Genomic DNA, 12,194 nt, shown 5'->3' with positions numbered 1-12,194 from the left:
GGCCCGTCGCGGCGCCCCCGCCCCGCCGCGCGCCGGCGCCGCCGCCCGAGACCCCCGCCGTGTCGCAGCGCATCAGTGCCGCCGCCGAGCTGATCGCCGAGCGGGCGGTCCGCCGTCTCTCGACGGCTAGGAGCGGCGCATGAGAGCGGGCCGCGCGCGCGTGAGGGACGCCATCGCGCGTCTCGCGGGCGCGCGGCTGCGCCTGACCGACGCCGTCGTCATCGGCATCGCCGCGCTCCTCCTCATGCGCGCCGTCGACCTGTTCTCGCGCGAGGAGCCGGCCCAGCCGACGCCGCCCGCCGCCGCGCTCGCGAGCGGGCCGGGGCCGAGCGTGGTGCCGGGCGAGGAGGACCTGCCGACCTTCGCGCGCATGCTCGCGCAGCTGCGCTCGGAGCGCCCGCGCCCGCAGGTCGTCACCACCGGCTCCGCTCCCGGCGAGGGCGGGCAGACGGGGTTGATCGATCCCGACATCCTGCCGTCTCTGCCGAGCCCCGCCTCCCCGGCCGAGGCGGCGATCGGCGAGCGCATCGCCGCCCAACGCGAGGCGCTCGAGCGGCGCGCCCGCGAGCTCGACCTGCGCGAGGAGCTGATCGCGGCGGCCGAGCGTCGGCTCGAGGAGCGCGAGGCCTCGGTCGCCGCCGCGAACCAGGCCGCCGCGGGAGGCGGGGGGCGCGCCGGTCCGACGCCCGACGAGAGCCTGCGCCGGCTCACCAGCCTCTACGAGACGATGCGCCCCAAGGAGGCCGCCCGCGTCTTCGACCGGCTCACGCTCGAAGTGCTCGTCCCCCTCGCCGAGACCATGAACCCCCGCCGGCTCTCCGAGATCATGGCGGTGATGTCGGCCGAATCCGCCGAGCGCCTGACGATCGCGCTCGCCATGCGCGCCCGCGGCCAGCCCATGCCCGGCGAGCGCGCGCTGTCCACGAGCCTGCCCTCGACCGAACTCCCGGCGATCGAACTGCCTCGGCGGTGAGGGGGCGCGGCTGCCCTAGCGGGAGCGATCGTCGCGCCGCGCTTGCCGCCCTCCGGAGGGGGGCCTATGTCTCCAGACGACGAGAGGAGACGCGATGCCGAGCCTGAGCCAGAGATTGCGCCGCCTGCTGCCCTGGGGGTCGCGGGAGGACGCGCCGGTGGTGCCGGTGGTGCGGCTCGCGGGCGCGATCGGGGTCGCGGTCGGTTTCCGGCCTGGCTTGAGCCTCGCCGCCGCCGCGCCGGCGCTCGAGCGGGCCTTCTCCTGGCCCGGCGCGAAGGCGGTGGCGCTCCTGATCAATTCGCCGGGCGGCTCGCCGACGCAATCGCACCTCATCCACAAGCGCATCCGCGTTCTCGCCGACGAGAAGAAGCTGCCCGTCCACGCCTTCGTCGAGGACGCGGCGGCGTCGGGCGGCTACATGATCGCCTGCGCGGCCGACGACATCCACGCCGATCCGAACTCGATCGTCGGCTCGATCGGCGTCGTCTCCGGCGGCTTCGGCTTCCACGAGCTGATCGCCCGCTACGGCATCGAGCGGCGTCTCTACACGACGGGCGAGTACAAGGCGCTGCTCGACCCGTTCAAGCCCGAGCGGGCGGAGGACGTGGCGCGGCTGCGCGAGATCCAGGCGCGGATATTCGAGAGCTTCAAGGATCTGGTGCGCGCGCGCCGCGGCGAGCGCCTGCCGGCGGAGGAGGGGGACCTCTTCACCGGCGCCTTCTGGGCGGGCGAGGACGCGCTGCGGATGGGGCTCGTCGACGGGATCGGCGAAGCGCGCGGCGTGCTGCGGGCGAAATACGGCGACAAGGTCCGCCCGCGCCTCGTCCAGACCGTCCGCCCCGGCCTCGTCGCCCGGCTCCTGCGCCGCGGCGGGCCGAGCATGGAGATCCCGGCCGCCGGCCTCCTCGGCGGCGGATCGGCGGGTCTCCTCGACCCGACGGAGCTGATGGCGGCGCTCGAGGAGCGCGCCTTGTGGTCGCGGCTCGGTTTGTGAGGCGGGGCGCCCGCCGCCTCAATGCGCCTCGTCCCAATTGACCGCCGCGCGGGCATCGACGGCGAGCGGCACCTTGAGCGAGAGCGCCGGCAGGGGCGCTTCCTCCATCACCTTGCGCACGACGGGGATCGTCGCCTCGACCTCGGCCTCCGGCACCTCGAAGACGAGTTCGTCGTGGACTTGCAGCAGCATGCGCGCCGAGAGGCCCGCATTCTCCAGCGCGTCCTCCATGCGCGTCATGGCGCGGCGGATGATGTCGGCGGCCGAGCCCTGGATCGGGGCGTTGATCGCCTGGCGCTCCACCGCCGCGCGCTCGGACGGGTTGCCCGCGCGGATGCCGGGATAGTGGCAGACGCGGCCGAAGAGGGTCGTCACGTACCCGTCCTCGCGGCAGGCCTTCTTGGTGGCGTCCATGTAGTCGCGGATGCCGGGGAAGCGCTCGAAATAGCGCTTGATGAAGGCCGCCGCCTCGCCCTGCGGAATGCCGAGCCGATTGGCGAGGCCGAAGGCGGAGATGCCGTAGATGATGCCGAAATTGATGGTCTTCGCCTGCCGGCGCAGATCGGACGTCATCTCCGAGAGCGGCACGCCGAACATCTCGGAGGCGGTCGCCGCATGGATGTCGATGCCGTCGGCGAAGGCCTTCTGCAATTGCGGGATGTCGGCGATATGCGCGAGGAGCCGCAATTCGATCTGGCTGTAATCGGCCGAGAGGATGCGGAAGCCCGGCTCGGCGACGAAGGCGGTGCGGATCTTGCGGCCCGCTTCCGTGCGCACGGGGATGTTCTGGATGTTCGGATCGGACGAGGAGAGCCGGCCCGTCGTCGTGGCCGCGAGCGAGAAGCAGGTATGCACGCGGCCCGTGTCGGGGTGCATGAAGGTGGGGAGCGCGTCGGTATAGGTCGATTTCAGCTTGGCGAGCTGACGCCATTCGAGAATCTTTGCCGGCAAAGGATGACCGGCTTCTGCGAGCTCCTCGAGCGCCGAGGCGGGCGTCGCCCACTGACCCGACGGCGTCTTCTTGCCGCCGGGAAGGCCGAGCTTGCCGAACAGGATTTCGCCGATCTGCTTTGGACTTCCGACCGAAAACCGCTCGCCCGCATCCTCCTGGATCTCCTCCTCGAGGCGCGTCAACGTCTGCGCGAAATCGGAAGATAGCCGGCTCAATATCTGCCGGTCGACCTTGATCCCGCGCGCCTCCATCCGGCCGAGGACCGGAACCAGGGGCCGCTCGAGCCGCTCGTAGACGCTCGTCTTGCGCTCGGCGACGAGGCGGGGTTTCAGCACGCGCCACAGCCGCAGCGTCACGTCCGCGTCCTCCCCCCCGTATTCCGCCGCCTTGTCGATCGGGACGAGGTCGAAGGTGAGCGCGTTCTTTCCGGTGCCGGCGAGCTCGGCGAAGGAGACGCAGGTGTGGCCGAGATGGCGCTGGGCGAGCTCGTCCATGCCGTGGCCGGAGCGCCCGGCATCGAGCACGTAGGAGATCAGCATCGTGTCGTCGAAGGGCGCGACGTCGATTCCGTAGCGCTTGAGGATCGACCAATCGTATTTCACGTTGTGGCCGATCTTCAGAACGCCCGGGTCCTGGAGGAGCGGACGCAGCACCTCGATCGCCTCCGAAATCCTCATCTGGTCGGGCAGGAGCCCGCCGCCGAAGAGATCCTGCGCGTCGCGATGCGCGAGCGGCACGTAGGCCGCGCGCCCCGGCGCCACCGCGAGACAGATGCCGACGAGATCGACGCGCTGCGCGTCGAGGCCGGTCGTCTCGGTGTCGAAGGCGACGAGGCCCGCCGCAAAGGCTTCCGCCACGAGGGCTTCGAGCGCGGCGCGGGTGCGGATCGTCTCGTAGCCCGAGCGGTCGATCTTCTCGGCGGCCTCCTTCAGGCGCAGAGCGACGACGCGGGCGGGCGTCGCGTCCTCGTCGGCGCCCGCCTCGCCGCCCTCCCCGCGCCCCGCGATCTGCGCGGCCGCGTCCCCGCGCGCCTCCGGCGCCGCCTCCTGCGAGCCGCGCGCGAGCGCGGGATCGGGATCGACCGCGTCGAGATCGACCTCGTACTCGGTCGCGACGCGACGGGTGACTGTGGTGAATTCCATCGCCTTGAAGAAGGCGATCAGGCGCCTGGCGTCGAATTCGACGAGCCGCAGATCGTCGACGGGGACTGGCATCGGCGCGTTCTCGTCGAGATCGACGAGGCGCTTCGACAGCCTTGCCTTGTCCGCGTTCTCGAGGAGCGTCTCGCGGCGCTTGGGCTGCTTGATCTCGGAGGCGCGGGCGAGCAGCGTCTCGAGATCCCCGAATTCGAGGATGAGCTGGGCCGCCGTTTTCTGGCCGATGCCGGGCACGCCCGGCACGTTGTCGGAGGTGTCGCCCATGAGCGCGAGCACGTCCGCGATCCGGTTCGGCGGCACGCCCCAGCGCTCGGTGACCGCCGCCTCGTCGAGATCGCGCTCGGGGCGATAGCCGGGCTTGCCCTTCACGCCCGATTCGAAATCGAAGAAGCGGATCTTCGGCGAGACGAGCTGCATCAGGTCCTTGTCGGCGGACACGATCAGCACGTCGGCCCCGCGCCGCTCGGCCTCGCGCGCATAGGCCGCGATCAGATCGTCCGCCTCGTAGCGCTCGAGCTCGATCGGCTCGAGCCCGAAGGCGCGCACCGCGTGGCGCATCAGCGGCATCTGCCGCTTGAGATCGTCGGGCGCGTCCGGCCGGTGCCCCTTGTAATCGGGGAAGATCTCGCGCCGAAAGGAGCCCTCCGACTTGTCGAGCACGATGGCGAGATGGGTCGGCTTCACGCCGGCCGCACCCTCCTTGATGAATTGCAGGAGCTTGACGCAGAACATCCGCAGCGCGCCCGTCGGCAGGCCGTCGGCACGGTAATTGTACTTCGCGTCCTGGTTCATCGATTGGAAGAAGGCCCGGAACACGAAGGAGGAGCCGTCGACGAGGATCAGCGTGTCGCCCGCCCCGAGCGGGGCGGCTGCGGGGGCTGTCGCGGGGCTGGTCGCATTCATGGGCTCACTCCGGGGGATCGTCGCGCCTCTACATAGCGGAGGCGCCCGCCGCGGTCACGCCTCCCCGACGAGGACGCACCGTCTCGCGCTCGCGCTCGGTCGCGGTCGCCACAGGGACATTCCCGGCTTGACCGACGGCGCGTGCGGGCGCCAGATCGGCCTCGTCGAACGCGGAGAGGACACGATGAAGACCAATGCCGGCCGGTTCTTCGAGGATTTCACGCTGGGCGAGACGATCCGCCACGCGACCCCGCGCACGCTGACCCATGGCGACGTCGCGCTCTACGGCGCCCTCTACGGGCCGCGCTTCGCGGTACAATCCTCCGAGCCCTTCGCCCAGGCGATCGGCTACAAGCACGCCCCCGTCGACGACCTCCTCGTCTTCCACACGGTGTTCGGCAAGAGCGTGCCGGACGTCTCGCTGAACGCGGTGGCCAATCTCGGCTATGCGGAGGGGCGCTTCCTCGCCCCGGTCTTCGCGGGGGATACGCTGTGGGCGATCTCGGAGGTGATCGGCCTCAAGGAGAGTTCGAACCGCGAGACGGGCGTCGTCTACGTGCGCACCACCGGCTTCAACCAGCACGGCGAGCGCGTGCTCTCCTATTGCCGTTGGGTGATGGTGCGCAAGCGCGACAAGGCGAGCCCGGCGCCGGAGGCGCACGTGCCCGATCTCGCAGGCGTCGTCGATCCCGCCGAGATCGCCCGCCACGCGCCGAAGCTGACGATCGACAGCTACGATTTCGACCTCTCCGGCTCCGCCGACCGCTTCTCCGATTACGAGATCGGCGAGCGCATCGACCATGTCGACGCGATGACGGTGGAGGAGGCCGAGCACCAGATCGCGACGCGCCTCTATCAGAACACCGCGCGCGTCCATTTCGACGCGATGGGCGCGGCCGCGACGCGCTTCGGCAAGCGCCTGATCTATGGCGGCCACGTCATCTCGCTCGCGCGCGCGCTCTCCTACAACGGCCTCGCCAACGCCTTCACCATCGCCGCGATCAATGCCGGCCGCCATGTCGCGCCGCTGTTCTCCGGCGACACGGTGAGCGCCTGGTCGAGCGTCGTCGACCGCGCCGATCTGCGCGGACGCGACGACATCGGCGCGCTGCGCCTGCGCCTCGTCGCCGTGAAGAACCGCCCGAGCGCCGATTTCGCGGACCGCGACGCGGACGGGAAATACGACGAGGGGGTGATCCTCGATCTGGATTATTGGGCGCTGATGCCGAAGTGAGGGGCGGAGACCCCTCACTTTCCGATGCAGAACGACGCGAACAAGGCGTCGAGCACGTCCTCCACGTCCACCCGGCCGATGACCGATTCGAGCGCGCGGGTGGCAAGCCGCAGGTCCTCCGCGGCGAGCTCGGTCGGGAGGGCGCCGGCGGCGTCGAGGACGGTGCGGGCACGGTCGAGGGCTTCGGCCGCGCGTTCGAGGGCGACGCGGTGACGCTCGCGGGTGACGAGCGCATCCGAGCCGTCTCCCATCGCGGCGCGGGCGATCTCCTCGATGCGGGCGAGGAGCGCGTCGATCCCCTCCCCCGTCGCCGCGCTGAGCGCGATCGCGTCCCGCGCCGGTGCGCCCGCCTCCGCGCCCGCCCCCGCGAGATCCGCCTTCGCCCGCACGTGCAGCACGGCGCCCTCGGCGGCGAGGTCCGGATCCGGCGGCGCGGGCGCGTCGGCGGGATCGAGCCACACGACGAGATCGGCCTCCCCGATGCGCGCCCGCGTGCGCGCGACGCCGATCGCCTCCACCGCGTCCTGCGTCTCGCGCAGGCCGGCTGTGTCGATGAGCGTCACCGGCAGCCCGCCGAGATCGCACGACACCTCGATCGCGTCGCGCGTGGTGCCCGCGATCGGCGAGACGATGGCGACGTCGCGGCGGGCGAGCGCGTTGACGAGCGTCGACTTGCTGGCATTCGGCGGCCCCGCGAGCACGACGACGAAACCCTCGCGCAGCCGCTCGCCGCGCCGTCCGTCTGCCAGCGCCGCGCGCATCGCGTCGGCGATCGCGCCCGCCTCGGTGCCCAGTCCGGCTGCGACGTCGACGGGCACGTCGCCCTCGTCGGAGAAATCGATCGCGGCCTCGATCGTGGCGCGCGCCGCCACCAGCCGCTCGCGCCAGGCCTGCGCTCTGGCGCCGATGCCGCCGCGGGAGAGCTGCCGCAGCGCCTGGCGCGCCTGGGCGCGGGTCTGCGCGTCGATGAGATCGGCGAGGCCCTCGACTTCGGCGAGGTCCATCCGCCCGCCGAGAAAGGCGCGGCGGGTCATCTCCCCGGGTTCCGCGAGCCGCAGGCCGGGCAGCCGCGACAGGGCGGCGAGGACGCCGGCCCGCGTCGCGACGCCGCCATGCACGTGCAGCTCCGCCATGTCCTCGCCGGTGAAGGAGGCAGGGCCGGGGAAGAAGACGACGAGCGCCGAATCGAGCGGCTCCCCGCTGTGCGGATCCCGCAGCGTCCGCAGGCTCATCCGCCGCGGCTCCGGCAGCGCGCCCGCGAGCGCCTCGAGCGCGTGCGCCGTCCCCGGCCCGCTGAGCCGCACGACGCAGATCGCCGCGCGGCCGATCCCGGACGCGGGCGCGAAGATCGTCTCGTGGGCGGGGGCGTCGGCGGATATCGACATGGGAGGGTGGCCTCGTGACGGCGGCGGGCTCGACGGGGAGCGCGCCTGCGCCCTTCATGTCCGACGAGATCGCCGCGAGATCAAGCGGCCGTCAGGCGGGGCTCCCCCCGCGCGCTCGAAACGTGCTATAGGCGCCGCCATGCGAGGATTGCGAGAGGGAGCGGACGCGCTCATGCGATACGACGTCATCGTCGTCGGGGGAGGCCATGCCGGCACGGAGGCCGCCGCAGCCGCCGCGCGGACCGGCGCACGCACGGCGCTCGTGACCCATCGGAAAGACACGATCGGCGCCATGTCCTGCAATCCCGCGATCGGTGGGCTCGGCAAAGGACACCTCGTGCGCGAGATCGATGCGCTCGACGGGCTGATGGGCCGGGTGGCGGATCGCGCCGGCATCCAGTTCCGCCTCCTCAACCGCCGCAAGGGCCCCGCCGTGCGCGGACCGCGCACCCAGGCCGATCGCAAGCTCTACGCCCGCGCCATGCAGGCGGCGATCGCGGAGATCCCGGGGCTCGACGTCATCGCGGGCGAAGCGCACGACGTCGAGGTGCGGGACGGCCGCGTCGCCGCGCTCGTTCTCGCGGACGGGCGACGGCTCGAGGCCGGTGCCGTCGTGATCACGACCGGCACCTTCCTGCGCGGGCTGATCCATATGGGCGAGGTGAAGATCCCTGCCGGCCGCGTCGGCGAAGCGCCGTCGCTGGGGCTCTCGGAGACGCTCGCGCGGTTCGGCTTCGCGCTCGGGCGCCTGAAGACCGGCACGCCCCCGCGCCTCGACGGGCGCACGATCGACTGGTCGGGGCTCGACGTGCAGGAGGCGGACGACGACCCGGTCCCCTTCTCGACGCTGACCGATCGGATCGCCACGCCTCAGATCGCCTGCGGCATCACCCGCACGACGCCCGCCGCGCACGATCTGATCCGCGACAACCTGCACCGCGCGCCGATGTATTCCGGCGCGATCGAAGCGACGGGGCCGCGCTATTGCCCCTCGATCGAGGACAAGGTGGTGCGTTTCGGCGACCGCGACGGGCACCAGATCTTCCTGGAGCCGGAGGGGCTCGACGACCCGACCGTCTATCCGAACGGCATCTCGACCTCGTTGCCGGAGGAGGTGCAGCGCGGCGTGCTCGCGGCGATCCCCGGCCTGGAGCGCGCCGTGATGCTGCGTCCTGGCTATGCGATCGAGTACGATTACGTCGACCCGCGCGCGCTCGCCCCGACGCTCGAGACGAAGCGGATCGCCGGCCTGTTCCTGGCCGGCCAGATCAACGGCACGACCGGCTACGAGGAGGCGGCGGCGCAGGGCCTCCTCGCGGGGCTCAACGCGGCCCTGCGCGCGGGCGGCGGGGAGGGCATCGTGCTCGATCGCGCGGGCTCCTATATCGGCGTCCTCGTCGACGACCTCGTGACGCGGGGCGTCAGCGAGCCGTATCGGATGTTCACCTCGCGCTCGGAATACCGGCTGAGCCTGCGCGTCGACAATGCCGACGAGCGGCTCACGCCGGTCGGTCTCGCGGCGGGCTGCGTCGGGTCCGAACGGGCGGCGCGCTTCGCCGCCGCGCAGGAGCGGCTCCTGGCAGCGCGGGCCCGGCTCGAATCGCTGAACGCGACGCCCCAGGAGGCGGCCCGCGCCGGGCTCGCGCTCAACCACGATGGCATCCGCCGCAGCGCCTTCCAGCTCCTGTCCTATCCGCATATCGGCTTCGGAGACCTCGTCCGGCTCTGGCCGGATCTCGCGCCGATCGACGGGGCCTTGCGCGAGCGGCTCGAGACGGATGCGCTCTATGCGGTCTATCTCGAGCGGCAGGCGGCCGACATCGCCGCCCATCGCCGCGACGAGAGCGTCCTCATCCCCGCCGATCTCGACTTTTCCGCGCTGCCCGGTCTCTCGAACGAGATCCGCCTCAAGCTCGCGCGGGTGGCGCCGCGGACGCTCGGACAGGCGGCCCGGATCGAGGGCATGACGCCCGCGGCCCTGACGCTCCTCGCCGCCCATTCGCGGCGGCGGACGCGGCGCGATCGGGACGTGTCGCCCGCCACTGAATCGGTCGAGGCTGCGGAATGAGGCCCGGTTCCGGCAAGCGCCCCGGTGCGGCGAGGCCCGCTCTCGCGAAGCCGGCGCAGGTCCGTCCGGACGATCCGGACGAGGCGCTCGCGCCGTTCCATGTTTCACGTGAAACACGCGCGCGCCTCGAGATCCTCGTCGCCGAGCTGCGCCGCTGGCAGAGCGCGAAGAACCTCGTCGGGCCGGGCACGCTCGACGAGATCTGGCACCGCCACGTCGCCGATTCGCTCCAGCTCCTCGATTGCGCGCCGCCGGAGGCGACGCGTTGGCTCGATCTCGGCTCCGGGGCGGGCTTTCCGGGGCTCGTCCTCGCCATCGCGCTCGCCGAGCGTCCGGGCGCGCAAGTCGACCTCGTCGAGGCGAATTCCCGCAAATGCGCCTTCCTGCGCCACGTGGCCCGGCTGACCGGCGCGCCGGTCCGCGTGCACGCGGCGCGGATCGAGGACGTGATCGGCGATTTCGTCGGCCGCACCGACATCGTCACCGCCCGGGCCCTCGCGCCGCTCGACAAGCTCGTCGGCTGGTGCGGCGAGCTGTTGAAAACCGGCACGATCGGCCTGTTTCCGAAAGGCGAGAGGGTGGCGTCGGAATTGACCGCGCTCGCGCAATATCCGAGTCTGCACGTCGACGACATCCCGAGCCGGAGCGATTCGCGTGGGACCATCCTGCGGGTCGCCCGGCGCTGACGAGACGATTGTCATGACCATCGAGACGAGCGAAGCGGCGCGATCCGACGCGGACGAGGATTCGTCCCGCGGCCCGGCCACCGACGCACCGCGCCCGACGCGCCGCCCGCGCGTGATCGCCCTCGCCAACCAGAAGGGCGGGGTCGGCAAGACGACGACGGCGATCAATCTCGGCACGGCGCTCGCGGCGATCGGCGAGAAGGTTCTGGTGCTCGATCTCGACCCGCAGGGCAACGCCTCGACCGGGCTCGGCATCGAGCGTCGGCAGCGGCGCCTGTCGACCTATCACGTCCTCACCGGCGAGGCGGAGCTGCGTTCGACGGTGTTGGAAACGGCGGTGCCGGGGCTGTTCGTCGCGCCGTCCACGCTCGATCTCCTCGGAGTCGAACTCGAGATCGCCAGCGCGCGCAACCGCGCCCACCGGCTCAAGATCGCGATCGACGGCCTCGCGCTCGGCGACGGGCTGCGCACGGAGCCCTTCACCTACATCCTCATCGATTGCCCGCCCTCGCTGAACCTCCTCACGATCAACGCGCTCGCGGCCTCCGATTCGGTGCTCGTGCCGCTGCAATGCGAGTTCTTCGCGCTGGAAGGCCTGAGCCAGCTCCTGAAGACGGTCGAGCAGGTCCGCGACACGCTCAATCCGCGCCTGACCATCCACGGGATCGTCCTGACCATGTTCGATCCGCGCAACAATCTCTCGGGCCAGGTGGTGGCGGACGTGCGCGCCTTCATGGGCGGCAAGGTCTACGAGACCATGATTCCCCGGAACGTGCGCGTCTCCGAGGCGCCGTCGCACGGCAAGCCCGTGCTTCTCTACGACCTCAAATGCTCGGGGAGCCAGGCCTACCTGAAGCTCGCCTCCGAGATCATCCAGCGCGAGCGCGCCCTGAAGGCGGCGTAAGGAGACGGACATGGCCGAGGAAGCAGCGCACCGTCCGCGTCTCGGACGCGGGCTCGCCGCCCTGATCGGGGACATGGGCGACGAGATGAACGTCGTCGATCGCGGTCGCGGGCAGCGCCGCGTGCCGATCGAGTTCCTGCGCCCCAACCCGCGCAATCCGCGCAAGCATTTCTCGGATGCCGATCTCGACGAGCTCGCGCAGTCGATCCGCGAGCGCGGCATCATCCAGCCGATCGTGGTGCGGGCGCTGCGCGGGCTGCAGGACGTCCACGAGATCATCGCCGGCGAGCGCCGCTGGCGTGCCGCGCAGCGCGCCGGCCTGCACGACGTGCCGATCGTCGTCGTCGAGGCGGACGATCGCACGGCGCTCGAATACGCGATCGTCGAGAACGTCCAGCGCACCGATCTCAATGCCCTCGAAGAGGCCGGCGGCTACGAGAAGCTGATCGCCGATTTCGGCTATTCGCAATCCGAGCTCGCGCAGGTGATCGGCAAGAGCCGCTCGCACGTCGCCAACACGATGCGGCTCACCAAGCTGCCGAAGAGCGTGCAGGACAAGCTCGCCTCCGGCGAGATCACCGCCGGCCATGCCCGCGCCCTCCTCGCCGTCGAGGATCCGGAGGCGGTGGCGGAGGCCATCGTCGAGAAGGGCCTGACGGTGCGCGACGTCGAGCGGCTGGCCCGCGGCGAGGCGAGCGAAGCGGAGGCGGCGCCGAGCCGGAAGGGCAAGGCGCCCAAGGATGCCGATACCCGCGCGCTGGAGCAGAGCCTGATCGATGCGCTCGGGCTCGACGTGAGCATAAGCCAGAAGGGCGCGGGCGGCGAGGTGCGCATCCGCTATGCCAGCCTGGAGCAGCTCGACGCGCTCTGCGAGACGCTGCGTCGGGGCTGAGAGGTTTCACGTGAAACCCAAGCGGCCCGCTGGAGCGGGCCGCCTT

9 protein-coding genes are annotated in these 12,194 nt (G+C 71.5%); 7 read left to right on the top strand and 2 right to left on the bottom strand.

Features of this window, described 5'->3' with window-relative positions; genetic code table 11:
- Positions 1–139: 139 nt before the first annotated feature.
- Both ACK4UM_RS08945 and ACK4UM_RS08940 read left to right on the top strand, forming a co-directional pair.
- Positions 140–973 carry a MotE family protein gene (locus ACK4UM_RS08945; protein WP_409797924.1) on the top strand — a complete coding sequence of 278 codons (834 nt, stop codon included), beginning with the start codon at positions 140–142 and terminating at the stop codon, positions 971–973.
- 94 nt (positions 974–1,067) lie between these two features.
- Positions 1,068–1,967, top strand: coding sequence for a S49 family peptidase (locus ACK4UM_RS08940; RefSeq protein WP_409797922.1), 900 nt, complete (start codon positions 1,068–1,070; stop codon positions 1,965–1,967).
- 18 nt (positions 1,968–1,985) lie between these two features.
- Here ACK4UM_RS08940 and polA read toward each other — a convergent pair whose 3' ends face one another.
- A complete protein-coding gene (gene polA / locus ACK4UM_RS08935) occupies positions 1,986–4,979 on the bottom strand; it encodes a DNA polymerase I (RefSeq protein ID WP_409797920.1) in 2,994 nt (997 codons plus the stop codon).
- 184 nt (positions 4,980–5,163) lie between these two features.
- On the opposite strand from polA, the gene ACK4UM_RS08930 reads away from it, so the two are divergent.
- Positions 5,164–6,213: a MaoC family dehydratase gene (locus tag ACK4UM_RS08930; RefSeq protein WP_409797931.1), complete on the top strand. Its 1,050-nt coding sequence runs from the start codon at positions 5,164–5,166 to the stop codon at positions 6,211–6,213.
- Positions 6,214–6,227: 14 nt separating this feature from the next.
- On the opposite strand, the gene mnmE is transcribed toward ACK4UM_RS08930, so the two are convergent.
- Positions 6,228–7,598: a tRNA uridine-5-carboxymethylaminomethyl(34) synthesis GTPase MnmE gene (mnmE, locus tag ACK4UM_RS08925; RefSeq protein WP_409797918.1), complete on the bottom strand. Its 1,371-nt coding sequence runs from the start codon at positions 7,596–7,598 to the stop codon at positions 6,228–6,230.
- Between the two features lie 172 nt (positions 7,599–7,770).
- On the opposite strand from mnmE, the gene mnmG reads away from it, so the two are divergent.
- From mnmG to ACK4UM_RS08905, 4 genes are read left to right on the top strand one after another with little or no spacing between them, the layout of a single operon-like run.
- Positions 7,771–9,666 carry a tRNA uridine-5-carboxymethylaminomethyl(34) synthesis enzyme MnmG gene (gene mnmG, locus ACK4UM_RS08920; RefSeq protein WP_409797916.1) on the top strand — a complete coding sequence of 632 codons (1,896 nt, stop codon included), beginning with the start codon at positions 7,771–7,773 and terminating at the stop codon, positions 9,664–9,666.
- Positions 9,663–10,352 carry a 16S rRNA (guanine(527)-N(7))-methyltransferase RsmG gene (rsmG, locus tag ACK4UM_RS08915; RefSeq protein ID WP_409797914.1) on the top strand — a complete coding sequence of 230 codons (690 nt, stop codon included), beginning with the start codon at positions 9,663–9,665 and terminating at the stop codon, positions 10,350–10,352. Before mnmG ends, rsmG begins: the two co-directional genes overlap by 4 nt.
- A 13-nt stretch (positions 10,353–10,365) precedes the next feature.
- Entirely contained in the window at positions 10,366–11,256 is an 891-nt protein-coding gene (locus ACK4UM_RS08910; protein WP_409797912.1) for a ParA family protein, read from the top strand.
- A 10-nt stretch (positions 11,257–11,266) separates the two neighbouring features.
- On the top strand, positions 11,267–12,148 hold the full coding sequence (locus tag ACK4UM_RS08905) for a ParB/RepB/Spo0J family partition protein (protein WP_409797910.1): 882 nt from the start codon (positions 11,267–11,269) through the stop codon (positions 12,146–12,148).
- The last annotated feature ends 46 nt before the right edge of the window (positions 12,149–12,194 follow it).

It is taken from the genome of Salinarimonas sp. (assembly GCF_046292825.1).
Taxonomy (GTDB): domain Bacteria; phylum Pseudomonadota; class Alphaproteobacteria; order Rhizobiales; family Beijerinckiaceae; genus Salinarimonas.
The sequence above is the reverse complement of the archived record's forward strand: the minus strand, read 5'-3'. Positions and strand labels throughout refer to the sequence as shown.